Genomic DNA, 22,370 nt, shown 5'->3' with positions numbered 1-22,370 from the left:
CACGGACCCGCACGGACTGAGGAGGACCCCATGGACATCGGCGTGTTCATCCCGATCGCGAACAACGGCTGGCTCATCTCCAAGAGCTCCCCGCAGTACATGCCCACGTTCGAGCTGAACAAGCAGATCGTGCAGAAGGCCGAGGAGCACGGCCTGGACTTCGCGCTGTCGATGGTGAAGTTCCGCGGGTTCGGCGGCGACACCGAGTTCTGGGACCACGCCATGGAGTCCTTCACCCTCATGGCGGGCCTGGCCGCGGTCACCGAGAAGATCAAGCTGTACGCCTCCACCGCGATCCTCACGCTGCCGCCGGCCCTCGTCGCGCGCATGGCCTCGACCATCGACTCGATCGCCCCGGGCCGGTTCGGGGTGAACATCGTCACCGGCTGGGCGCCGGGCGAGTACACGCAGATGGGCCTGTGGCCGGGGGACGAGCACTTCAAGAACCGCTACGCCCGCGCCGCCGAGTACGTGCAGGTCATGCGCGAGCTGTGGGCGAACGGCCGCAGCGACTTCAAGGGCGAGTTCTACACGATGGACGACTGCGTGCTGTCGCCGCAGCCGACGGGCGGGCACATCGACGTCGTCGCCGCCGGGCAGAGCCCGTCGGGCATGGCGTTCGCCGCCGAGCACGCCGACCACAACTTCCTCATGGGCACCGGGGTGAACACCCCCACCGCGCTGACCGAGACCGGTGAGCGCCTGGTGCAGGCCGTGGAGCGGACCGGCCGCGACGTGGGCGCGTTCGCCCTGTTCATGGTGATCGCCGACGAGACCGACGAGCTGGCCATGGCCAAGTGGCACGACTACCACGACAACGCCGACACCAGCGCCCTGGACTACCAGGCCGGGGAGGCGTCGGCCGACGCCAGCGCCGACGACAGCTCCACCGCCCGGACCATCTCGCTGCCCGAGGGCGCGGTGAACTTCAACATGGGCACCCTCGTCGGGTCCTACGAGACCGTGGCGCGGATGCTCGACGAACTGGCCGGCCTGCCCGGCGTCGAGGGCGTCATGCTCACCTTCGACGACTTCGTCCAGGGCGTGGAGGACTTCGGCACCCGCATCCAGCCCCTCATGCGCTCGCGCCACCGCATCCCGGCCCAGGCCGGCGTCCCCGCCTGAACCCGGGTCCCGCGCGGCGTCGCGACCCGGTCCCGACGCCGCGCGGCGGGCGGCACACCCACCAGCACCACCCAGCACCACGCAGCAGGAGGAGCAGGACGTGAACGGTACGGACCCGGGCCCGGCGCGGCCCCTGCGGATCGGCGTCGTGCAGGCCGGGGGGTGCACCGAGGACCTGGCGGCGAACCTGGAGGTCCTGGCGGGCCTGGTCCGCGAAGCGGCCCGCCCCGACGGCTCGGGCCAGCGCCCGGACCTGGTGCTGCTGCCCGAGCTCATCACCACCCCGTACTTCTGCACCTCCCGCGCCGTCGACCGCGGCGGCTGGGCGCAGACCCTGCCCGGGCCGGCCACGGAGTTCTTCGGCGCGCTCGCGCGCGAGCTCGGCGTGGCCCTCGTGTGGGGGATGTACGAACGCACCCCCGCCGGTGTCCTGCACAACTCCGCGGTGGCCGTCGACGCGCACGGGGAACTGCTGCGCTGGCGCGACGCCGAGGGCCGCACCCACCCGGCGTACCGGAAGCTGGCCCTGCCCGCCAACCACGTCGGCGGCGTCGACGTGGACGAGAAGTACTTCTTCGCCCCCGGCCCCGCCCCCGTCGTGCTCGACCTGCTCGGCACCCGGTTCGCGTGCGTCATCTGCTACGACCGCTCCTTCCCCGAGCACTGGGCGCTGGCCCGGGCCATGGGCGCCGAGGTCGTCCTGGCCGTCGTCAGCTCGCTCGGCAACCGCGAGACCCTGTTCACCACCGAGCTGTCGGTGCGGGCCATGGAGTCGCAGACCTTCGTGGTCGCCGCCAACCGCGCCGGCACCGAGCACCTCAACGGGACCTCCGTCGACTACTTCGGCCGCTCCTGCGTGGTGGACCCCACCGGCCGCGTGCTCGCCGAGGCTCCGCCCCACCAGCCCGGGCACGTGCTGCGCGTCGACCTCGACCTCGCCGACGTCGAGCGCACGCGCGCGTCGTTCCCGCTCGGACGCGACCGGCGCGCCGACGTCGTGGACCTGCTGGCCCGCCTGACCCGCGGCGGGGTCCCCGCGTGAGCGCCACCACCACCCGGGACGGCACCGAGGAGACCACCGAGCGCACCACCGGGGGCACCGCCGGCGTCGTCGCCGACCTGGCCCGCGCCGCGCTCGCGGACACCGAGGTCCAGGACCTGCTGGCCGCCGCCCGCACCCGCGTCCACCCCGCCTCACCCAGCGCCGAAGGCCCCGAACCCGCTGCGGCCGAGGCGTTCCTGCGACGGGCCGCGCGAGCGCACCGCGCCCCGGGCGCCTCCCCGGCCGGAGCACCGGCGCGGCTGCCGCTGCCCGGCCCGGACGCCTCCGGGGCCCCCGGCGTCCTGGACCTGCTGGCCGCCTACGCCGACGGGTCGCTGGACCCGCTGGCCGTGCACGACGCCGTCGTGGCCGCCACCGGCCCCGTCGGCCCGGCCCCCACGGCCTTCACCGCCGCCGTCACCGGCAGCCGGGCGGCCGCCGCCGAGAGCGCCCGCCGCTGGGCCACCGGCACCGCCCGCCCCCTGGAGGGCGTGCCGTTCGCGGTCAAGGAGATCGTCGACGTCGCCGGCACGGCCGTCACGTGCGGTTCGCTGCACACCGGCGAGCGCGTCGCGGCCGCCGACGCCACCGCCGTCGCGCGGCTGCGGGCCGCGGGCGCGGTCCCCGTGGCGATGACCGCGACCACCGAGTTCGCGTGCGGCCTGCCCACCGGCCGGCGCTTCCCGGCGGTGCAGAACCCCTGGGAGGCCGGGCGGTGGACCGGCGGGTCCTCCACCGGTTCGGCCGCGGCCGTGGCCGCGCGCGTGGTGCCGCTGGCGCTGGGCACCGACACCGGCGGGTCGGTCCGGGTCCCGGCCTCGGTCTGCGGGCTCACGGGGCTCAAACCCACCCGGGGCCTCGTCCCCCGCACCGGTGTCGCGACCCTGTCGTGGACGCTGGACCACGTCGGGCCGCTGGCCCGCAGCGCCGCGGACCTCGCGGCGGTGCTGCACGTGCTCGCCGGGCCCGACGGCACCGACCCGGCCGCCGCCGAGGACGTGCCCGCCTGCTCCCCCGCGGACGTGGCCGCGCACGCCCACCTGCGGGGACGCCGGCTGGGCCGGGTGCGCGGCTGGTTCGAGCAGCGCTGCGACCCCGCCGTCGTGGCCGCCGTCGACGCCGCCGTGGACGTGCTGCGCAGCGCCGGCGCCGAAGTCGTCGACGTGGACCTGCCCGGCGCGGGCGAGGCGTACGCCGACGCCCTGGTGGTGCTGTCCTGCGAACTGCTGGCCACCCAGGAGGCCGCCCTGCCGCAGCTCGACCTGTTCGACGCCGGAACCCGCAAGCGGCTGGCCCGCGGCGCCGCCGCGAGCGCCGCGGACTACCTGCGCGCGCTGCGGGCGCGGCCCCTGGCGCAGCGGCAGGTGCAGGCCGCGATGGACGCCGCGGGCGTGGACGCGCTGCTCACCCCGGGGGTCGGGGCCACCGCCCCCCGGCTGGAGGACCTGAGCGTCGAGGTGGACGGGCGGCGCCTGCCGCTGCAGGAAGTGCTGCCGCGCAACACCTCCCCCTTCAACCTGACCGGCTCGCCGGCGCTGGTGCTGCCCGCCGGGCGGGGCCGCGACGGGCTGCCGGTGGCCGTGCAGCTCGTGGGCCGCCCCTTCGACGACGCCGTGCTGCTGGGGCTGGGCGTGGCGTTCCAGCGCCTCACCGACCACCACCTCGCCGCGCCCCCCACCGCCGCGCCGGCGGCCCGCTGACGTGGGTGCCGGTTCCCGGGCGCGCTCGCCGTGGACGGTCTTCTCCGCCACCAGCTGCGGCGTGGTCGTGGTGTTCCTCAACGTCTCCGGGGTCAACGTCGCCCTGCCCACCATCACCCGGGCCCTGGGCGCGAGCGCGGGCCAGGCCAGTTGGGTGCTGCTGTCGTACATGCTCCTGACGACGGCGCTGATCCTGGCCCTGGGGCGCCTGGCCGACATCGTGGGCCGCCGCCCCCTCTACCTGACGGGTTTCGCGGTCTTCACCGCCGCGACGACGGCGTGCGCGCTGAGCCCCTCGGCGGAGGTGCTCATCGCGGCGCGCGCCGTGCAGGCCGTGGGGGCCGCCGCCCTCGTCACCAACACCACGCCCCTGCTGACCGACGTCTTCCCCGGCTCCTCGCTGGGGCGCGCGCTGGGGCTGAACGCCACCGTCGCCGCCGTCAGCCAGGCGGCCGGACCGCTGCTGGGGGGCGCGGCGACCGCGCTGCTGGGCTGGCGCGGCACGTTCCTGCTCACGCTGCCGCTGTGCGTGGTGGGTCTGGTGTGGTCGCTGCTGGTCCTGCCGGCGGCCCGCCGCCCACCGGGCCCGCGCCAGCCGTTCGACCTGGCCGGGGCGGTCCTGTCCGCGCTGGCGCTGGCCGCGACGCTGCTGGCGCTGTCCCCGGACGCGCTGGCCGCGACGGGTCTGCCCGGCACCGGCGGGCCCGTGGCGGTCGCGGCGCTCGCCGTGCCCGCGTGGGCGGCCTTCGTCCTGCTGCAGGCCCGTCGCCGGCACCCCCTGGTCGACCTGCGCCTCGTGGTGCACCGGGTGCGGGCGCCGCTGTACGCGGCGGTCCTGCTCAACGCCGCCGCCCAGTACTCCGTCGTCGTGCTCGCCTCCCTGGTGCTGCAGGCCACCGGGCGCCGGGACGCGCTGGCCGCGGGCCTGCTGGTCAGTCCCGTGGCGGTCGGCACGACGCTGGCCGCCGTCGCCGCGGGGCACCTCGTGGGCCGGGTCAGCGCCCGGGCGCTGACCACCGCCGGCAGCGCGCTGGTGCTGGCCGGGGTGGTCGGGCTGGCCGTGGTCCTGCGCCCGGGCAGCCCCTACTGGTTGGTCGGACCGGCCCTGGCGGCGGTGGGGGTCGGCACCGGGTTGTTCATGACCCCCAGCACCAGCACCCTCATGCTGACCGTGGCCGCGGGGTCGCGGGGCGCGGCGAACGGGGTCCGCTCGGCGCTGCAGAACGTCGGGTACCTGCTCAGCACGGCGCTGGCGCTGGGCACCGCCACGAGCGGGCTGGCCGCCGGGGACCGCGCCGCCGCCTACGCCGGGAACCTCGGCACCAGCGGCGTCGCCGACGCCTTCGCGACCGGGGTGCGCACCGCCCTCACCGTCCTGGCCGTCCTGGCCCTGCTCGCGCTGGTGGCCTGCTGGAGCCTGCCCCGGCGCCGCGCCCAGCCACCGACGCAGCCACCGGCCCAGCCACCCGCGCAACCACCGGCCCAGCCACCGCCCGCGCCACCGGCGCGACCCGCCCCCACCGCCGAAGGAGCACACCCGTGACCACCGACCCGCGCGGCGCCCAGCAGCAGGACTACGAGGCGGCCGGCTACGGCCACCACCTCGCCCCCGGCCGACGTCCGGCGCTGCTGCTCATCGACCCCGCCCGCGCCTACACCGACCCCGCCTGCTCGCTGTACGCCGGGGTGGAGGAACCGGTGGCGGCGATGCGGGTGCTGCTCGACGCGGCCCGCGCCGCGGGGGTGCCGGTCGTCGTGACCCGCGTCGACATCAGGCCGGACGGCTCGGACGCGGGGGTGTTCTTCCGCAAGGTGCCCGCGCTGACGGCCTTCACCACGGGCAGCCCGTTCGCCGCGTACGTCGAGGGGCTGCACCCCCTGCCGGGCGAGCACGAGGTCGTCAAGCAGTTCCCCAGCGCGTTCTTCGGCACCGGCCTCGCCGACCACCTGCACGGTCTGGGGGTCGACACCCTGTTCATCGCGGGGCTGAGCACCTCCGGGTGCGTGCGCGCCAGCACCCTGGACGCCATGCAGCACGGTTTCGTGCCGATCGTCGTCGCCGACGCCGTCGGTGACCGCGACGCGGAGATCCACCGGGCGAACCTCTTCGACATCGCGCACAAGATGGGCGAGGTCTGGTCGCTGGAGGCGAGCCTGCAGCGGCTGGCCGCCGGTGCCACCGCCGTCCCGGCCGGCTCGTGACGCCGGCCCCGGGGCGGTCCGCGGGAGCGGGCGGGACCAGCACGACGAAGCACACGACGAGGAGCGAACCCGTGGCCGAGGCAGCGACGACGACCCGCCCCGCCGGCGACCCGCGGTGGGCGCCGCCCCACCCGCGCGGGGCCGTGCTGACCGTCGAGGGGGTCGTGGAGCACGGCGACCAGCGGGGCCGCCTCCTGGGTTTCCCCACCGCCAACGTCGCCCTGGCCGGGACCGGTCCCGGGGACGGGGTGTGGGCCGGCACCGTGCACGTCGACCCCTCCGGCGGTGGTCCGCTGCACGTCGCCGCCGTCTCCCTCGGGCGTCGCCCCACCTACTACGGCGAGGACGGCGAACGGCTCCTGGAGGCGAACCTGCTGGACTTCACCGGCGACCTGTACGACCGGTCCGTGCTCGTGCGGCTGCACGTCCGGCTGCGTCCGCAGCAGGCGTTCAGCGGGTCGGCGGAACTGGTGGCCCAGATGCAGCGCGACGTGGCGCGGACGCGGGCGTGGGCCGTGGGCGCCGGGCTGGGGCACCTGCTGGTGGCGCCCCCGCGCTGAGGCGCGGTCCGGGACCGCCCGGTCAGAAGGTGACCGCGCCGCGCACGCGGTGCCCCACCGCGATCGCCTCCCCGCTCACCGCCGCGGCCAGGGGCGAGACGAGGAACGTCACGAGCGCCGCGATCTGCTCCGGGGACGACTCCCCCGGGCCACCCGCCGGGACCTGCGCCGACGGCTCGTCGGTCACCGGACCGGGGTTCACGGTGTTCACGGTCACCCCCGTCCCGGCCAGGTCGTCGGCGAAACCCTTCGCCGCGATGACCAGCGCCGCGTTGCGCAGCGCCCCGGTGAGGTTGCCGGTCAGGTAGGCGTTCTGGCCGCTGATGCCCACCACCCGCCCGTACCCGGCCGACCGCATGGCCGGGGTCACCGCGGCGACCAGCCGCACGAAACCCAGCGCCTTGGCGTCCAGCGCCTGCGCGATCTGCACGGGGTCGGCGTGGCGGGCCGGGTCCAGGGTCCGCGCCGACGGCGCCGCGGACACCACCAGCCCGTCGATCCGGCCGTGCTCGTCGAGCACGCGGCGCACCGCGGCGTCGACCGAGCCCTGGTCGCGCAGGTCCAGCGGCACCCCGTCGGGCCCCGGCTCGCGGGAGGCCACCACGACCGTGGCGCCCTCGGCCCCCAGCTGCCGCGCCACCGCCGACCCGACGTAGCCCCGCCCACCGGCGACCAGCACGACCCGCGACTCCAGCCCGAGATCCATCCGGCCAGGCTAGGTGTCCCCCGGTGCGGGCGCCCGGCCGGTACGGGGCCGGACCTGCGCGCACGGAGGACGTCGACGGCTCCCGAAGTTTTTGACCGATTGTTCTTGACTGACTGGTCCAGCTCCGTCTAGCGTTCAGGACCAGCCAGTCAACAACGTGGACGGAGCCGACCATGACCACCACCGCACCCACCGCCGCACCCACCGCCGTCCTCGCCGGCAAGACCGCCCTGGTCACCGGCGGCACCTCCGGCATCGGCCTGGCCGTCGTCCGCCGCTTCGTGCACGAGGGCGCCCACGTCGTCGTCACCGGACGCCGCCAGGCCCAGCTCGACGCCGTCGCCGCCGAGCTGGGCGAGGCGGTCACCACCGTGCGCGCCGACGCCGCCGACCCCGCCCAGATCCAGGACCTGTTCGACGTGGTCGCCGCCCGTGGCACCGGCCTGGACGCCGTCCACGCCAACGCCGGCGGCGGGGGCTTCAAGCCCCTGGGCGAGGTGAGCGCCGACGACATCGACACCGCCTTCGCGACCAACGTCCGCGGCACCACCCTCACCGTGCGGGGCGCCCTGCCCCACCTCAACCCCGGCGCCGCCGTCGTCGTCACCGGCTCCACCGCCGGGTCCGGCACCGAACCGAACTTCGGCCTGTACGGCGCCTCCAAGGCCGCCGTCGCCACCCTCACCCGCACCTGGGCCGCCGAACTGGCCCCCCGCGGCATCCGCATCAACACCGTCGTCCCCGGCCCCACCGAGACCCCCGGCCTCAAGGGGCTGGCCCCGGAGAACGGCGACGCCCTGGTGCAGCAGATCGCCGCCGGCCTGCCCCTCGGCCGGGTCCTGCGCCCCGAGGAGATCGCCTCCGTCGTGCTGTTCCTGGTCTCGGACCAGAGCTCGGGCATGACCGGCAGCGAGGTCTTCGTCGACGGCGGCTCCACCATCGCCTGACCCCACCACCGCCTGACCCCACCACCGCCTGACCCCACCGTCCCGCACCGCGAACCCCACCGAGGAGTTGCCGTGACCACCCCCACCGACCACGTCCCTCCCGGGACCGGACCCGGACCGACCCCCCGCCGGGGCTGGGTCGGCGTCGCCTCCGTCGCCCTGGGGTCCTTCGCCATCGTCCTGTCCGAACTGCTGCCCGTCGGGCTCCTGCCCGCCATCGCCTCCGAACTGGACGTCCGCGTCGGGACCGCGGGCCTGATGGTCGTCGTCACCGGCCTGTTCGCCGCGCTGGCCGCCCCCGTCGTCACCGTCGCCGCCTCCGGCCTGGACCGCCGCGTCGTGCTCGTCGGCCTCAGCGCGCTGCTCATCGCCTCCAACGCCCTGGCCGCCCTCGCCCCCACCTTCGGCGTCCTGCTCCTGGGCCGGGTGCTCCTGGGCATCAGCCTCGGCGGGTTCTGGGCCACCGGGGCCGGGATCGCCGGGCGGCTGGTCCCGCCCACGGACACCATCCGGGCCACCGCCCTCATCACCGGGGGGATCTCCGTGGCCACCGTCGTCAGCCTCCCGCTGGGAGCGGCGGTCTCCGCGCTGACGAGCTGGCGGGTCGCCTTCGTCATCGGCGGCCTGATCGGCCTGACCGCCCTCGGGCTGCAACTGCTGACGCTGCCCCGCATCCCCGCCGCGCACCGCGTGCGGGTCTCCACCCTCGGCGCGCTGTTCCGCGTGCCGCGCGCCCGGGTCGGGCTCCTCGCGGCCGCGTTCGCCTTCGCCGCGCAGTTCGCCGCCTCGACCTACGTCGCCCCCTTCCTGCAGGACCGGGCCGGCGCCGGTCCCGGGACCGTCACCCTCGGGCTCCTCGCCTTCGGCGTGGCCGGCGTCGCGGGCAACTTCGCGGCCGGTGTGACGTTGAGCCGCAGCGTGATCGCCACGACGGGGGCCGCGAAGGTCGTGCTCGCGGCGACCGTGGTGCTGCTGCCACTGCTGGCGCACTCGACCGTCGCGGTCCTCGCACTGCTCGTCGTGTGGGGTTCCGCGTGGGGGGCGCTGCCGCTGGCGATGCAGACCTGGATGTCCACCGCCTCACCGGCCGGCGTCGAGACCGGGCTGGCGCTGTTCGTCACCACGATCCAGCTCGCGCTCGCCGCCGGTTCCGTCCTCGGTGGCGCGGTGGTCACCTCCGCCGGCCTCGACGCCGACTTCCGGCTCGCCGGGGCGATCGCGCTCGCCGGAGCCGTCGCGTTCATCGCGCTGGGCTCCCGGAGGGCGGCCGACCCCACGACCGGCGGCACGAGCCCGGCCGCACCCCGGCCCACCAGCGCCGCGTCCGCGCCGCAGAACCCCTGAACCACCCGCACCGTCCGGCACCATGGTGGGCAGGACGGTCGAGAACCCGACGAGAAGGACGCTCATGCCCAGGCCCCGCACGTTCGACGAAGCAGACGTCATCGCCCGCGCCCGGAAGGCGTTCGCGGAGACGGGGTTCGCCGGCACGTCGCTCGACACCCTGCTCGAGGCGACGGGCCTGGCCCGGCAGAGCCTCTACAACGCCTTCGGCGGCAAGAAGGAACTGTTCATGCGGGCGTTCCTCAGCGACGCCGCCGAGGCGGTCGACGCCGTCGAGTCCATCCGGCACGGGGTGGACAGCCCCATCACGCGCATACGCGCCCAGCTCGTCAAGGTCGCCGTCGAGCACGGTGCGGCGCAGGCCGCCCCGTCCCTGTTCACCAAGGCCGCCGTCGAGCTCTCGGCGCGCGACCCGGAGGTCGCCTCGACCGTCGCGGCCGCGTTCGAGTCGATGAGCCGGCACTACGCCGCCTGCATCGCCGAGGCCCAGGCCGCCGGTGAGATCGACGCCGCCGCCGACGCGGACTCCCTCGGGACGTACTTCTGCGCCGTCATCGAGGGCATGTCCACCCTCGGCGGGTCCGGCGTCCCCCGCGCGACGCTGCTCGACATCGGGCTCACCAGCCTGGCAGCCGTCCCGGTCACCGACCTCGGCCGCGAACGCCTCGGCACCGGTGAGGGCGACTGGTCCTGAGGCACCTCCCCGGTCGGTGGGGTGCCGCGGGGGCCGGGCGCCCGGCTCACCCGGCCGCGGAGGTGGTCCCCTCCGGGGTGAGCGCGCGCCGGGCCAGGGTCACCAGGTGCGCGCGGTAGCGGGCGCGCAGCTCGGGTCTCGGGTTCGTCCATGACCATCCGCGTGATCTGCGGGGCGGTCGAACTCCGGGAAGCGTCGGGGGCGAAGTGGGCGGCTTCGTGGGACACCAGGCGCAGGACGTCGGGGTTGGCGGTCATGAAGTCGAACAGGTCACCGACGAAGTCGCCGACCCGTTCGGGCCGCAGCACCACCGCTTGGGCGAGCTCGTTCACCCGCGAGCGCAGGACCGCGGCGAACAGGGTTTCCTTGTCGCCGAAGTAGTCGCCGAAGTAGTTGTAGATGAGCGCCTTGCTGCTCCTGGCCTTGACGGCGATGCGGTCGACCCGTGCTCCGGCGATCCCGGCCTCGGCGAACTCCTCGACCGCAGCGCGGAAGATGCGGTCGGTGGTGCGTCCTGTCGTACGTGGCCACGACCTGCCTCCGCGTTCCGCTACCTGGCCTGGCTGGGATCGGTCGAGAAGCTGCGCCGCATCGCGCGGGAGAAGGACGCCGAGGTCGTCTTCGGCCACGACGAGACCCAGAAGACGCAGCTCACCTTCGCCCCGGGCGGGCACCGGTTCGAAGCCGGTGTCGCCTCGATGTCCGCCCCCGACCCGGCCTGCCCGCGGTGCGGCGCGCCCGCCGGACGCCTGCCCGGCCGCGTGCACGTGGGTGGTGCGGCCGATGCGGGTGTCCCCCGGGAGCGGGTGCCGCGCAGCTGGCGCGGTGTCGCCGGCGGTCACCCCGACGCCGTGGCCCACTGGCGCAGGGTGGTCGAGCACCGGGAGGGGCTGGAGGAGCGCCACCCCGAGCTCGCCGGTGACCGGCGTCCGGTCCTGGCCCACGAGGGGATCTTCGCCGGCCGCCCGTTGCGGGCCGGTGACGACGTCCCCGCCGCGGTCGCCGCGGCGTCCGCCGCTGCGGGGCGCACCGGGACTCACGGCGACCGGGTCCCCCCGACGGCCTGACCCCGCGCCCGACCCCGCCCCGTCAGCCGTCGCCCGGGACGGCCCGGCCGGACCGGTGAGGTCGGCCACCGCGCACGCCGCCGCGCCCCGGGCCCGGTCGACGAGAGCGAGCGGCCGAAACCGAACCGGCCCAGCGTGCCTGCGCGAGGCGCCCCCGCAGGCCCTCGTGGGCGCCGGCGGGGGGCCGGCGGGCGGCCACGCCCGCGGCGAGCACCAGCGGAGCCGTCGGCGGCTCACCCGCACCGCCCCGGCTCCACGGTCACGGACGTCACGGTCGTGGCGACGAGCGAGTGGTCGTGTGAGCAGTCACCCACCTGCGGCGACCACGTCGAGCGGCCCGGTCGAGCGCTCCACCGGCCCTCACCGCTGCCGGGTGAGCCGGTGCGGCCGAGCCCACGTGCGCCCTGGCCCGCGTCCATGACGACGGTGCGACAGGTCCAGGTCACGTTCGACTGCTCTGACCCCCGGCGTCTGGCCGGCTTCTGGTGCCGGGTGCTCGGTCACGTCCTGCCGCCACCACCAGGAGGCTCCACCGCGTGGGAGGACCTCGAGCGCACGCTGCCGCCGCAGCGGCGTGGAGCGGCGGCTGCGTGCGTGGACCCGGCGGGACCGGGTCCACGGTTGTCCTTCCAGCGCGTCCCCGAGGGCGAGGTCGCCGAGAACCGGCTGCACCTGGACGTACGGGTCGGCACCGGCCTGGTCGGTGCCGAGCGGGTCGCCGCGCTCGCGGCCGAGTGCGCCCGGCTGGTCGCCCTCGGCGCGGTGCGGGTCCGGTTGCTGCTGGCCCACGGGTGGAACGAGTCCTGCCTCGACTGACGTCCCGTCTCCGACGGCCGCTCCCACCAGCGGCGACGTCGTGGTGACGGCGCGAACGGCGCGTTGGTCTAGTGCACCTCGGCCAGCTCCTTGACGATGGCCAGCGCGCGGTCCCACGCACCCGCCATGTCGTCGTAGTAGGCGTCCTCCATCGGGGCGGAGATCGCCAGGAGCGTCCCACCGCCCGCCCCGGTCAGGCGGTACGTCTCGTGCGTCCCCGACCACAGGCGCGCCTGCTCGCTCTCGGTGTCGTCACCACCACCACCCACGACGCCGGTGTACTCGATGTCGAGCAGCTCCGGGCGCCGGCTGGCCAGGACCCGCCCGACCAGCCCAGTCCCGTCGGGACCGAGGAACCGAACGTTGCTGCCCTCGTGCCAGTCGGTCTCGGCGTAGGAGCCCTCGGCGAACTCCGCGGTCCACTGCCGGTACGTGGCGTCACCGGTCAAGACCCCCCACACCCGCTCGCGTGGGGCGTCGACGTGGATCTCCTTCTCGATGGAACGGGTCGCCATGATGTCCTCCTCGTCGTTGGTGCCTGTCGAAGGTGGGACTGTCCTCGCCGCCCGAACTCATCGATGGGACACGTGCCGCTCGATGTCCGTCGGCAGCGCGGGTCGGGGCAGGGCAGCTGGCGAACACCACCTGTCGCTGAGCTGCGCCGCTGGATCCACGAGCGCCGGTGCTGCGTCCTGACAGCCGATCGTCAGCAGGACGAAGGCAACCGCACCGACTCACCGGATCTGGCGAAGAGCGGTCGAAGTGCCCGTCGAGGCCGTGGCAAGGGTTTCGGGAGGACGACTCCGGGCCAGGTGGTCACGCACGCCGAGCGAGCTCGGACACGAGCCGGCGCGGAGCAGGCGCTCCTCACAGCCGACGCCATCCGTGCTGGACGTCGCGCACCGCCACGGGTGGCGATCACCACATGACCGTCCTCCGGAACGCCTGCGAGCCGCGCACCCCTGAGGACCCGGTCCACTGCCCCGACAGATGCGCCGCTGAGCGTCGGCCGCCGTCTCCCCACCGCACACGCTGTCCTCCGGCTCGGCGAAGAAGGCATCGACCAACGCCTCGAACTGCTGCGGTGGGACGAACCCCGTCGCGCTGCGGTCGTTCTCCCCGAGTTCCTCCTCGACGTGCACGGCGCACCGGCTGACCTCGGCCACCGCCTGCGCCGTCTGCAGCGCTTCGCGCTCCGCGCGGGAGGCCACGAACGACGCCGACCGCACCCACGGCACCACCAGCGACCGCTGCAGCTGCTCGTACCCGGCCGGTGCCGGACCCCACTGCGGCACCGGAACGGTGGGGTCCGCCAACACCTCGGGGTGGGAGACGACGTGGACGATCACCCCGGCAGCCCGCCGGGCCACCGACCAGCCCTCACCGCACCGCTACCTCGACGTGCCCGGCCTCGGCGCGGGGCGAGCGCCGTGGAGCTCAGTCGCGGGGTGGAGCGTCGTCACTGACGCGGGTCCGCTTGCGCGGCCAGAGGGCGATCCACACCACCGAGGCGATGGCGGCACCCATGATCATCGATGGGACGTCCATGCCTCAGTCTTCCAGAACCACCCCGCGCACGGTCGGACAGCCGATCACCGCGCCGACGTGACGACCTCCTGGCCGCAGCCCGCCTGCTCGACCTGTTCCGGGTTCTCCCCGCGCGGCTGCGCACTCCCCCGACTGGCACCTGCACCCCGCCCCGCTCGACCACCGCTGACCCGAGGCCCGCCCCCTCAACGCCGACCGAGGCGACGGGCGACCGCTTCGGCGTCCTCCGGCGGCAGCTCCGGGACGTCGCTCAGCAGCGGCAGCAGGTCCGGTCGTGTCGTGAACGCGGCGAAGGCCGTGGCCACGCTCACCCCGTGCGCCGGCACGTCCGACACCCTGACCTGCGCACCGGCGCTGAGCGTTCCCGGCGTCAGCACCCTCAGGTAGGCCCCGGGAACTCGCGCCCGGGTGAAGCGCGGCAGCCACCGCCGCTCCCCCAGCCACACCGCGAAGGTCACGCACGGGATCCGTGGGCAGGAGACCTGCAGGACCACCTCACCGATGGACCACCGCTCGCCGATGACCGCCTCGTTGACGGCCAGCCCCGAGGTGGTGAGGTTCTCCCCGAAGGTGCCGTTGGGCAGCGGACGGCCCAGTTCGCCCTCCCACCGGTCCAGGTCCTCGCGGGCGTAGGCGTAGACGGCCTGGTGATCGCCACCGTGGTTGGCGGTGTCGCTGATGTGGTCACCGACCAGACCGCTGCCGCCCTCCCCCTTGGGGCCGGGCGCCCGCACGGCCACCGGGCCGGTCACCGGCCGCTTGTCGATGCCGCTGGTTCCCGACTTCGCCGCGACGGGTCGAGGCTGTCCGACGTTGACGCTCACGATGACGGCCACTCGACCACCGTAGGAGCTGCCGCACCCGGTGGACAGCGAGTTCCCCCGCGCCCGTGAGCACCTCGGGCAGTGCTCCGTCGTGGCGCCGTGCGGGCGAGGTCACGGTCGTGGCGCTGGCCAGTACGTCGACGATCTGCCTGACACGCTCAGGGAGCTCGCGGGCTGGCTGTGGGGAACCCGGACCCGTGGGCGTGCAGGGGGTCGTCAGCCGCCGGCCCCGACAACCACGGCACTCCATCGACGAGCACCTGCACCGAGGACGAGGACGAGGGCAGAGGGACGACCAGCTGACCCGGCACCTCCACGTAGGTCGTGTTCGTCACGGTGCCGGCGTCGTCGACGTCGACGCGCACGGTCGATCCCGGTGGGTGCTCGGCGGACTCCCCCACGCACACGACCAGGCTCGTGCCGTCGGCGGTGGCCGTGCGGTCCTGCTGCGGCACCGCCGCCGTGGGAGCCGAGCCGGCCGAGGGCGTCTCAGCCGGCGGGGGCGCGTCGTGGGAGCAACCCGCGCCGGCCAGGAGAACGGCGAGGACTGCGACGGCCGGGCGGCCGTCGTGCGACGGACCCCCGGGACGACGCACCCACCACGCCTGAGTAGCACAAGTGCTACTTTGAGGGCGTGACAGTCGTCGGCCTCCGCGAGCTGCGCCAACGAGCCTCCGACCTCGTCCGCCGCGTCGAAGCCGGCGAGGAGGTCACCATCACCGTGGCCGGTCGGGCCAGCGCCCGGCTCGTCCCTGCCACCACACGGACCTGGCGCAGCTGGCCCGACGTCGAAGAGCTCTTCTCCGGCCCGGCGGACCCGACGTGGGAACAGGACCGGGAGCTCATCGACTCCGAGGTCCGCGACCCCTGGGAACCCCGGTGAGAGCGGTCATGGACACCAGTGTCGTCATCGCCCGCGACATCGGTCCCCTGCCCGGAGAACTGGCCATCAGCTCAGCGACGCTGGCCGAACTGCACTTCGGCGTCCTGGTCACCAGCGACCCGGCGGTCCGAGCCGAACGGTTGCGACGCCTGTCCCTGCTGCAACGACGGTTCGACGCCCTCCCCCTGGACGAAGCCGTCGCCGCCAGCTACGGGCAACTGGCCGCCGCGGTCGTCGCGGCGGGCCGGCAACCACGCGCTCGGACGATGGACCTGCTCATCGCCGCCACGGCCCACGCGCACGACGCCAGGCTCTACACCCGCAACGCAGCGGACCTCAAAGGCGCGGACCAGCTCATCGAGGTCGTCGCCGTCTGACGACCCCGTCCGGACGACCGCGGCGACCGCACGCTCAGGGCGCGAGCCAGGACGTCGCCGACCTCACGGTCCCGCCGAGGAGCGAGGCGCCCGATCACGGCGATCCCCGGGAGATCACGAGGCACCCCGGTCGTGCTCGACCGCCGGTAGCGTGTTCCCGTGAGCGAGCTGCGTGAACGCACCACCGCAGACGTGGACACCGTCATCGGCTGGGTCCCGGATGCCGCCGCGCTGTACCGCTTCGCCGGGCCTCGGCTCACCTGGCCCCTCACCGCTCAGCAGATGCACGACTCAGCAGCCGCTGAAGGCGCCACCGCCTGGGTGATGGACGTGGAGCAGCGCCTGGTCGGCCACGCGCAGCTGACGCGCTGCGGCGACGCCGTACGCCTGGGGCGCGTCCTCATCGACCCGACCCAGCGGGGCAGAGGACTCGGACGTCGGCTGGTCGCCTCGGCGGTCGAGCGAGCCCGTCAGCAGGGCGCGGTTCGCGTCGACTTGAGCGTCCTGGCCGACAACCCGGCTGCGCGCCGCATCTACGCCACCCTGGGTTTCACGCCTGCTCCTGTGCAGGAAGCGTCCGACATGATCGCGATGACGCGGAACCTCTGACGGACCTCGCGGTCGTCCCGCGCTGCGGGCGGCGTCACGGTCACGGCGCGCTGAACGCGCTGCTCAGGGCGGTGTTCGAGGACGTCGCGATTCTCAGTGGCTGCGCCCCCAAGCCTCGAACTGCTCCTGGACCTCATCGAAGAAGACGGTCTTGGCGCGGGTGTAGTCGTCGTAGTCAGCATCCCCGGCGTGCTCCGCGGCCACGCCTGCCTTGAAGGAGGCGTAACGGTCACGAGCCTCGGGATGGGCGCGCAGCCAGTCGCGGAACCAGACGGCGTAGCGGCCCCACGGCGAGGCACTGAGCCGGACGTGCAGGATCGCGGCCCGCGGTCCGTCGATGTCGTGCACGAAGAGCCGCTTGCGCCACACCTCCTCGGGCACCTGCCCGCTCTCGTGCGCGGAGCCGCGAGGGATGTCGCGGTGGACCCCCGGGGAGTCGGGGCGTGAGCCGGTGGTGGGGACGAAACCGACGGGAGCCAACGCCTGGTCCAGCAGCTCGGGCTCGGGCAGCCCGCTGACGACGACCTGCAAGTCGACGTAGGCCTTGGCCATCAGACCAGGCACCGAGGTGGAGCCGATGTGCTCGAAGGACTCGCCCACTCCCAGGGGCTCCATCGCCTTCTCCACCGCGGCGAGCATCTGCGCCGCTCGTCCAGGCCAGGCAGGGTCGTAGGGCTGCAGCACCGCAGGTCCAGGCATGGCTCGGACGGTAGCGAGATGGAGGTACGCACGGTGTGCCAGTACGAGCGCGTGTCGGTTCCACGAGGCCGGGCCCTTCCCGCCGCCGAGGGCAGACCGAGAACTGCGCGGTCATGGCGCCCCGAGGGCGGCCTCACGGTCGTGGCGCCGGCCGGGTGGTGCGTCAGCACGGTCGCCCGGCGGTCAGTCCTCGTCCAAGGCGTCCTCCAGTGCCAGCAGGACGTCCATGCGCCACCACTCACCGACCTGCGCCAGCCACGCATCGGCACGCTCGGCGCTCTCCGCGTCCCCACCGGTCAGCACGACCGACCGCGGCGGCAGCGCACCTACCACGCCGCCCTCGCTGAAGAGCCCCGCCTCGATCTCCTCGAACAGCGACTCCTGCCGGTCCTCGACCCACGCCGTGAACCAATCCAGCTCTCGCACGCAGCGCAGCAGCTTCTCCTCGATCTGCACCACGCTGCGCCACTCGGGCGCTGCCACCGTGTGGGCAACGCCTTGCGCATCGACCCACATCAGCAGCCACCCTTCTTCGACCAGCGGCGAGCACGGACCGCCACCTACCAGCATCCATGATCACTGCCGTGCACCGCGCACCGCTACGTCGCGGTCATCCCGCCCTGCGGGCGACGTCACGGTCATGGCGCAGGTCGCGGACCAGACCCGTCCCCAGTCGCGCTCGACACGCAGGACGGTGGTCTGCTCGACGACCACAGCCGGTGTTTGGGGAGGACCGTGCTGCGGTCAGGACGAGCGGTCACCCACGCCGGCTGGGCCGTGGTGACGGCAGCGCTCGAACCAGCGTTCAGCCATCGGCCAGGAAGTGCGCCAGCGCGCGGCAGGCAGGTCGGCGCGGTGTCAGCAGGTCGCGGGTTGTGACACCCGTGCCTAGGAGGTACTCCTGCCCGACGCTCACGCAGCCTGACCGTTCCTGTCGATGACGGTCACCTGACGTCAGGGGGAGTCGAAGGTCCAGCGGTGACACGGCCCTTGCCGTTCTTGGCGCGTCTGCTCCCGCTCCTGGGGGCCGGCGTCATCGCCGACGTAGGAGGTGGGCTGGTGCTTGCGCGGGTCACCAAGTGCGGTGTGGGCTGTACAACGTCCGGCAAGGCGTCCTTCGAAGGGTCCTGAGGGATGCCGCGGGCCGCGGATTGCAGCACCGCACGCAGGTGTGAGGCGGCCACGCCACCGAGTGCTCGGATGTCCCGGGAGATCGCGGTGAGGGCGGGGTGGACCACTTGGCACAGCAGCGAGTCGTCCCAGGCCACGATCGACAGGTCGTGGGGCACGGGGACCCCCGCCGCGGTGGCTACGGCGAGGCCAGCGACCGCCATCGCATCGGAGTCGTACACCAGGGCCGTCGGTGGCCGTTGGGAGGCCAGGAAGCGCCGGGTGGCGCTGCGGCCGCTCTCGACCGAGAAGTCGGTCGCCTCCACGGTCGGCTCCAGCCCGAGGGTGAGCATGACGTCGGTGTAGACCTTCGTGCGGTTGAGGACGTGCAGGTAGGTGGGTGAACCGCTGACGTAACCGATGCGCTGATGACCCAGCCCCGCGAGGTAGGTGATGACCTCGCGAACCGACTCGCTCTCGTCGCTGTAGACCCGCGGAAGTCCGGTCTGTGCGTCTCCCCCGAGCGCGACGGCGGGCAGACGCAGCTGCCGCAGGGCCGCCGGACGCGGGTCGTCGTGCCGCAGGTCGCTGACGACGACGCCGTCGACCCTTCCCTGAGCAGCCCAGCGGCGGTAGGCCTCGACGCTTTCCTCGACCGTCTCGACGGTCTGCAGCAGCAGCGCGGTCGAGGACTTCGACAGCTCGGTCTCCATGCCGGTGATGAGCTGCATGTAGAAGGACTCATCGCCCAGCGTCTGCGGCGGACGGGCGATGATGAAGCCGATGGCGCCGGCGCGGGAGAACGACAGAGCCCGGGCGGCCTCGTTCGGGCGCCACCCCAGCTGTTCGGCGGCCTCCAGGATGCGCTGGCGGGTGGCCTCCGAGACTCCTCCCTTGCCGTTGAGGGCGTAGGACACCGCTCCGGTGGAGACACCGGCCAGTCGGGCGACGTCAGCGCTGGTAGGTCGGCGCCCGGAGGGATTCACAGGAGGCACCATCTCATCATCGCCTCACCGGGAATCTGCGCACCACCTTGATCTGATCCAGGCTCACCGCGGGTGGGCCGGTGGGCGTCCCCCACCCCTGCCCGGCACTGGCACTGCCGGGAGCACCCAGCGCCCCCGAGCGCCGACGAACGGTCGTGCGGCAGCACGCGCACGACCGGACCGGCTGCTGATGCTCCCGCCTCCCGTGTGCTCGCCCGCCAGGTGGGTGAGCACACCCGTCCTGAGCCCACCCGGCGAAGAGGAGGCCTGGCTCGGGTCGGCGCGAGCCCTCCGGAGGTCACACAGCCCTCTTCAAGCTCCCCTTGAGGTCGGGGACGTCCGCCAGCAGCCGCTTGGTGTAGGCCGCCTGGGGAGCGAAGATGACCTCGTCGGTGCTGCCGCGCTCCACGACCTTGCCGTGCTCCATGACCGCGACCCGGTCGGCCAGGTAGCAGGCCTGGCCGATGTCGTGGGTGATGAACAGCACCGTCAGGCCGAGGTCGTCCTTCAGGTCGTGCAGCACGTTGAGGACGTTCACGCGCAAGGTGGCGTCCAGCATGCTCGTCGCCTCGTCGGCCAGCAGCACCTTGGGCCGCATCATCAGCGCCCGGGCCAGCATCACGCGCTGGCGCTGCCCCCCGGAGAGCTGGTGCGGGTACTTGTGCAGCGCCTGTGCCGGCGTCAGGCCCACGTACCCGAGGCACTCCTCGATGAGCGCGTCCGCCTCCTCCCGCCCGACCGAGGACAGGGCGAGGCTGCGCCGCAGCAGGTCGCCGACGGGGAAGAACTGGTTGAAGGAGGCGAACGGGTCCTGGAAGACGGCTTGCACCTGACTCCAGTACGCCCTCAACCGCTTGCCGCGCAGATCGGTCACGTCTTCACCGCGGAAGGTGATGGTCCCTGAGGTGACCGGCATCAGGCGCAGCAGCATCCGCGCCAGCGTCGACTTGCCCGACCCGGACTCCCCCACGACGGCCAGGACGTCGCCGGCGGGGAAGTCGAGGGAGACGTGGTCGACGGCCACGACCTTGGACCCGGTGACGTGGAACTCCTTCACGACGTCCTGGCAGGCGAGCACGCTGTCGGTCGCCGTGGTCGCGGGTGACCCGGTCAGGTTCGTCGTCATCGCAGGTCTCCTTCGGCCGGCTCCGGTCGTGTGCGGCGGTCCCGGCCCCGCGCGCGGGTCTCCGCGGTCGGGTCCAGCACCGAGGACAGCAGCTTCTTGGTGTAGGGGTGCTGCGGGTCGTGGACGAGCTGCTCGGTCGGTCCGGTCTCGACGATCTTGCCCGCGTTCATGATGGCGAGCTTGTCCGAGACCTGCGACAGGACGGGCAGGTCGTGGGTGACGAACACGACTCCGGACATGATGCGCTGCTCGACCATCGCCAGCAGCATCTCCACGAGCATCCGCTGGCTCGACACGTCCAGGGCCGAGGTCGGCTCGTCGGCGATGAGGAGGCGGGGGTTGAGCAACGTGGAGACGACGGTGACGACGCGCTGCTTCATCCCCCCGGACAACTGGTGGGGGTAGGAGTCCAGCACCCGTACCGGCATCTCGAGCATCTTCAGCCGGTCCCTTGCCAGGTCGAGGGCCTGGTCGCGCGTGACGGTCCGGTCGTGCGCACGCATGACGTCGTGCACGAGGTTGCGCACCCGCAGCGTCGGGCTGATCGCGTTCATCGCCCCCTGCGGGAGCATCGAGACGACGCCGCCGCGGTACTTGCGCTGCCGCTTGAGGTCCTGCTCACCCCGCAGCGTGGTCAGGTCGATCTGCTCCCCGTCGATCTCCAGGGTCCCCTCCACGACGTAGAGCGGAGGGTTGGCGATCATGGCCAGGGAGTTGCCCAAGGTGGTCTTGCCGCACCCCGACTCCCCGGCCAGGCCGAGGATCTCCCCTTCGCCGAGCTCGAGGGTGACCCGGTCCACCGCGGTGAAGTCGCGTTCACCGCCGCCGTAGACGGCGCTGACCTCGACGGCCCGGGCGAGCAGTCGACGCGCCTGCGCCGCGGGGACCGCTGCGGCGGCGGTCGCGGGCGTCGAGCCCGCCGGTGCCTTCGAAGCCCTGGTGGGCGAGCCCGGTGCGCCCGGTGTTCCCCTGGTGCTCACGGTCGTCCCCCTCGGTCGGCGGTGCGTGCGGAGCCCGCGCCGACACCGGTTCGCGCCGGCGTGGTGGGGCGTGCTGCGGCGGCGGCCTGCGCCTCGGCCAGACGGCGGGCTTGTGTCTGCTTCATCTGCTTGCGCTTGCCGCGGCGCAACCGCGGGTTGAACACCTCGTCCAGGCTCGCCTGCAGCAGGAGGAACCCGAAGGAGACGAGCGTCAAGACGATGGTCGGCGGCAGGAACGCCCACCACGCCCCGCTGGCGACGGCCTGGAAGGCCAGGGCCCAGTGCAGCTGGGTGCCCAGGGAGTCCGCGCCCGCCGGGCCCAGACCCAGCATCGACAACGCCGCCTCGGCCAGGATGGCGCCCGAGACCTGCAGCACGAACGCCATGACGGCGTAGGACAGGATGTACGGCAGGACGTCGCGGACCAGGATCCCCGTCAGCCGGGCCCCGGACAGCCGGGCCACGTCGATGTGCTCGCGGGTGGCGACCGAACTGGCCTGGGCGCGGACGGCGCGTGCGGTCCACGGCCAGGCGGTGATGCCGATGACCACCGCCAGGGACCACATGTTGCTCTTGGGCAGGGAGATCGAGATGAGGATGAGGACGATGATCGAGGGGATCGCCAGGACGACGTTCGTGAACCCCATGAGCAGTTCCTCCACCCACCCACCGACGTAGCCGGCGACCAGACCGATCGTCACGCCGATGGTGGTGGCGATGACGCCGGCGAGCAGTCCGATGACGAGGGAGGTGCGGGTGCCGGCCATGAGGACGGCGAGCACGTCGTGGCCGAAGTTGTCGGTCCCCAGGACGAGGCCGCCGCCGGGCGCGTCGTAGAGGGAGCCGACCTTCTCGCTGGGCGAGGTGGGGTAGAGGTAGCCGGCGCCGCCCAGCACGAGCACCAGGACGACGAGACCGAGCGCGACCCAGAAGCGGGCGGACAGGTTGAGGCTGCGGAAGGGGTTCGACCGCGGCGTGGCCGCCTCGTCGGCGACCGCGACGCTGGAGACGTTGGGTGTGGACAT

25 protein-coding genes and 1 pseudogene are annotated in these 22,370 nt (G+C 73.8%); 14 read left to right on the top strand and 12 right to left on the bottom strand.

Going from position 1 to position 22,370, the window contains the following annotated elements; translation table 11 throughout:
• Positions 1-30 precede the first annotated feature (30 nt).
• The 6 genes from rutA (at position 31) to BJ968_RS21450 (ending at position 6,629) form a co-directional block, all read left to right on the top strand.
• Positions 31-1,125: a pyrimidine utilization protein A gene (gene rutA, locus BJ968_RS21475; RefSeq protein ID WP_179755320.1), complete on the top strand. Its 1,095-nt coding sequence runs from the start codon at positions 31-33 to the stop codon at positions 1,123-1,125.
• A 100-nt stretch (positions 1,126-1,225) separates the two neighbouring features.
• A complete protein-coding gene (locus tag BJ968_RS21470) occupies positions 1,226-2,167 on the top strand; it encodes a nitrilase-related carbon-nitrogen hydrolase (RefSeq protein WP_179755318.1) in 942 nt (313 codons plus the stop codon).
• A complete protein-coding gene (locus BJ968_RS21465) occupies positions 2,164-3,867 on the top strand; it encodes an amidase family protein (RefSeq protein WP_179755316.1) in 1,704 nt (567 codons plus the stop codon). Before BJ968_RS21470 ends, BJ968_RS21465 begins: the two co-directional genes overlap by 4 nt.
• Before the next feature lies 1 nt (position 3,868).
• Positions 3,869-5,410, top strand: coding sequence for an MFS transporter (locus BJ968_RS21460; RefSeq protein WP_179755314.1), 1,542 nt, complete (start codon positions 3,869-3,871; stop codon positions 5,408-5,410).
• A complete protein-coding gene (locus tag BJ968_RS21455; protein WP_179755312.1) occupies positions 5,407-6,069 on the top strand; it encodes an isochorismatase family protein in 663 nt (220 codons plus the stop codon). Before BJ968_RS21460 ends, BJ968_RS21455 begins: the two co-directional genes overlap by 4 nt.
• A gap of 71 nt (positions 6,070-6,140) precedes the next feature.
• Positions 6,141-6,629, top strand: a complete 489-nt coding sequence (locus BJ968_RS21450) for a riboflavin kinase (protein ID WP_179755310.1) — start codon at positions 6,141-6,143, stop codon at positions 6,627-6,629.
• A gap of 22 nt (positions 6,630-6,651) precedes the next feature.
• Here BJ968_RS21450 and BJ968_RS21445 read toward each other — a convergent pair whose 3' ends face one another.
• Entirely contained in the window at positions 6,652-7,335 is a 684-nt protein-coding gene (locus BJ968_RS21445; protein WP_179755308.1) for an SDR family NAD(P)-dependent oxidoreductase, read from the bottom strand.
• A gap of 173 nt (positions 7,336-7,508) precedes the next feature.
• Here BJ968_RS21445 and BJ968_RS21440 point away from each other — a divergent pair, with 173 nt between their 5' ends.
• The 3 genes from BJ968_RS21440 (at position 7,509) to BJ968_RS25225 (ending at position 10,320) form a co-directional block, all read left to right on the top strand.
• The gene (locus tag BJ968_RS21440) at positions 7,509-8,282 is read left to right on the top strand and encodes an SDR family NAD(P)-dependent oxidoreductase (RefSeq protein ID WP_179755306.1); all 774 of its coding nucleotides are present in this window, start codon (positions 7,509-7,511) and stop codon (positions 8,280-8,282) included.
• Positions 8,283-8,354: 72 nt separating this feature from the next.
• Positions 8,355-9,626 (top strand): MFS transporter, encoded by a 1,272-nt coding sequence (locus BJ968_RS21435; protein ID WP_179755304.1) that lies wholly within the window; start codon positions 8,355-8,357, stop codon positions 9,624-9,626.
• 64 nt (positions 9,627-9,690) lie between these two features.
• The gene (locus BJ968_RS25225; protein ID WP_246314179.1) at positions 9,691-10,320 is read left to right on the top strand and encodes a TetR/AcrR family transcriptional regulator; all 630 of its coding nucleotides are present in this window, start codon (positions 9,691-9,693) and stop codon (positions 10,318-10,320) included.
• Positions 10,321-10,724: 404 nt separating this feature from the next.
• Here BJ968_RS25225 and BJ968_RS25220 read toward each other — a convergent pair.
• A pseudogene (locus tag BJ968_RS25220) lies at positions 10,725-10,949 on the bottom strand (hypothetical protein); the annotation flags it as partial.
• A gap of 222 nt (positions 10,950-11,171) precedes the next feature.
• Between BJ968_RS25220 and BJ968_RS23830 the strand changes: the two are divergent.
• Positions 11,172-11,387, top strand: coding sequence for a hypothetical protein (locus BJ968_RS23830; RefSeq protein WP_218885219.1), 216 nt, complete (start codon positions 11,172-11,174; stop codon positions 11,385-11,387).
• A 417-nt stretch (positions 11,388-11,804) separates the two neighbouring features.
• Entirely contained in the window at positions 11,805-12,203 is a 399-nt protein-coding gene (locus BJ968_RS21420) for a VOC family protein (RefSeq protein ID WP_179755300.1), read from the top strand.
• 68 nt (positions 12,204-12,271) lie between these two features.
• Here the strand turns inward: BJ968_RS21420 and BJ968_RS21415 are convergent, their stop codons facing one another.
• The 4 genes from BJ968_RS21415 to BJ968_RS21400 form a co-directional block, all read right to left on the bottom strand.
• A complete protein-coding gene (locus tag BJ968_RS21415; protein ID WP_179755298.1) occupies positions 12,272-12,718 on the bottom strand; it encodes an SRPBCC family protein in 447 nt (148 codons plus the stop codon).
• 219 nt (positions 12,719-12,937) lie between these two features.
• Complete coding sequence (locus BJ968_RS21410) at positions 12,938-13,552, bottom strand: histidine phosphatase family protein (RefSeq protein ID WP_179755296.1); 615 nt, start codon at positions 13,550-13,552, stop codon at positions 12,938-12,940.
• 384 nt (positions 13,553-13,936) lie between these two features.
• On the bottom strand, positions 13,937-14,587 hold the full coding sequence (locus BJ968_RS21405; RefSeq protein ID WP_179755294.1) for an MOSC domain-containing protein: 651 nt from the start codon (positions 14,585-14,587) through the stop codon (positions 13,937-13,939).
• Between the two features lie 146 nt (positions 14,588-14,733).
• Complete coding sequence (locus BJ968_RS21400; protein WP_179755292.1) at positions 14,734-15,030, bottom strand: hypothetical protein; 297 nt, start codon at positions 15,028-15,030, stop codon at positions 14,734-14,736.
• A 179-nt stretch (positions 15,031-15,209) separates the two neighbouring features.
• Here BJ968_RS21400 and BJ968_RS21395 point away from each other — a divergent pair, with 179 nt between their 5' ends.
• The 3 genes from BJ968_RS21395 to BJ968_RS21385 all read left to right on the top strand — a co-directional run bounded on the left by BJ968_RS21395 (position 15,210) and on the right by BJ968_RS21385 (position 16,444).
• Positions 15,210-15,458, top strand: coding sequence for a type II toxin-antitoxin system prevent-host-death family antitoxin (locus tag BJ968_RS21395; RefSeq protein WP_179755290.1), 249 nt, complete (start codon positions 15,210-15,212; stop codon positions 15,456-15,458).
• 8 nt (positions 15,459-15,466) lie between these two features.
• Positions 15,467-15,835, top strand: coding sequence for a type II toxin-antitoxin system VapC family toxin (locus BJ968_RS21390; protein ID WP_218885218.1), 369 nt, complete (start codon positions 15,467-15,469; stop codon positions 15,833-15,835).
• A 159-nt stretch (positions 15,836-15,994) separates the two neighbouring features.
• Positions 15,995-16,444, top strand: coding sequence for a GNAT family N-acetyltransferase (locus BJ968_RS21385; RefSeq protein ID WP_179755286.1), 450 nt, complete (start codon positions 15,995-15,997; stop codon positions 16,442-16,444).
• Between the two features lie 93 nt (positions 16,445-16,537).
• Here BJ968_RS21385 and BJ968_RS21380 read toward each other — a convergent pair whose 3' ends face one another.
• The 6 genes from BJ968_RS21380 to BJ968_RS21355 form a co-directional block, all read right to left on the bottom strand.
• Complete coding sequence (locus BJ968_RS21380; RefSeq protein WP_179755284.1) at positions 16,538-17,143, bottom strand: GrpB family protein; 606 nt, start codon at positions 17,141-17,143, stop codon at positions 16,538-16,540.
• A 183-nt stretch (positions 17,144-17,326) separates the two neighbouring features.
• Positions 17,327-17,659 (bottom strand): hypothetical protein, encoded by a 333-nt coding sequence (locus tag BJ968_RS21375; RefSeq protein ID WP_179755282.1) that lies wholly within the window; start codon positions 17,657-17,659, stop codon positions 17,327-17,329.
• Positions 17,660-18,087: 428 nt separating this feature from the next.
• Positions 18,088-19,251 (bottom strand): LacI family DNA-binding transcriptional regulator, encoded by a 1,164-nt coding sequence (locus BJ968_RS21370; protein ID WP_179755280.1) that lies wholly within the window; start codon positions 19,249-19,251, stop codon positions 18,088-18,090.
• Between the two features lie 286 nt (positions 19,252-19,537).
• Complete coding sequence (locus BJ968_RS21365; RefSeq protein WP_179755278.1) at positions 19,538-20,365, bottom strand: ABC transporter ATP-binding protein; 828 nt, start codon at positions 20,363-20,365, stop codon at positions 19,538-19,540.
• Positions 20,362-21,345, bottom strand: a complete 984-nt coding sequence (locus BJ968_RS21360) for an ATP-binding cassette domain-containing protein (protein ID WP_218885216.1) — start codon at positions 21,343-21,345, stop codon at positions 20,362-20,364. The genes BJ968_RS21365 and BJ968_RS21360 overlap by 4 nt, the downstream gene beginning before the upstream one ends.
• Complete coding sequence (locus BJ968_RS21355; RefSeq protein WP_179755276.1) at positions 21,342-22,370, bottom strand: ABC transporter permease; 1,029 nt, start codon at positions 22,368-22,370, stop codon at positions 21,342-21,344. Before BJ968_RS21355 ends, BJ968_RS21360 begins: the two co-directional genes overlap by 4 nt.

Source organism: Kineococcus aurantiacus (genome assembly GCF_013409345.1).
Taxonomy (GTDB): Bacteria; Actinomycetota; Actinomycetes; order Actinomycetales; family Kineococcaceae; genus Kineococcus; species Kineococcus aurantiacus.
The sequence above is the reverse complement of the archived record's forward strand: the minus strand, read 5'-3'. Positions and strand labels throughout refer to the sequence as shown.

Coding starts and splice junctions, on each gene's coding strand:
- BJ968_RS21440 (WP_179755306.1), top strand. CDS start 7,509: ATGACCACCACCGCACCCACCGCCGCACCCACCGCCGTCCTCGCCGGC.
- BJ968_RS21380 (WP_179755284.1), bottom strand. CDS start 17,143: ATGCCTGGACCTGCGGTGCTGCAGCCCTACGACCCTGCCTGGCCTGGA.
- BJ968_RS21365 (WP_179755278.1), bottom strand. CDS start 20,365: ATGACGACGAACCTGACCGGGTCACCCGCGACCACGGCGACCGACAGC.
- BJ968_RS21415 (WP_179755298.1), bottom strand. CDS start 12,718: ATGGCGACCCGTTCCATCGAGAAGGAGATCCACGTCGACGCCCCACGC.
- BJ968_RS21445 (WP_179755308.1), bottom strand. CDS start 7,335: ATGGATCTCGGGCTGGAGTCGCGGGTCGTGCTGGTCGCCGGTGGGCGG.
- BJ968_RS21390 (WP_218885218.1), top strand. CDS start 15,467: ATGGACACCAGTGTCGTCATCGCCCGCGACATCGGTCCCCTGCCCGGA.
- BJ968_RS21355 (WP_179755276.1), bottom strand. CDS start 22,370: ATGTCCACACCCAACGTCTCCAGCGTCGCGGTCGCCGACGAGGCGGCC.
- BJ968_RS21370 (WP_179755280.1), bottom strand. CDS start 19,251: ATGGTGCCTCCTGTGAATCCCTCCGGGCGCCGACCTACCAGCGCTGAC.
- BJ968_RS25225 (WP_246314179.1), top strand. CDS start 9,691: ATGCCCAGGCCCCGCACGTTCGACGAAGCAGACGTCATCGCCCGCGCC.
- BJ968_RS21420 (WP_179755300.1), top strand. CDS start 11,805: ATGACGACGGTGCGACAGGTCCAGGTCACGTTCGACTGCTCTGACCCC.
- rutA (WP_179755320.1), top strand. CDS start 31: ATGGACATCGGCGTGTTCATCCCGATCGCGAACAACGGCTGGCTCATC.
- BJ968_RS21375 (WP_179755282.1), bottom strand. CDS start 17,659: ATGTGGGTCGATGCGCAAGGCGTTGCCCACACGGTGGCAGCGCCCGAG.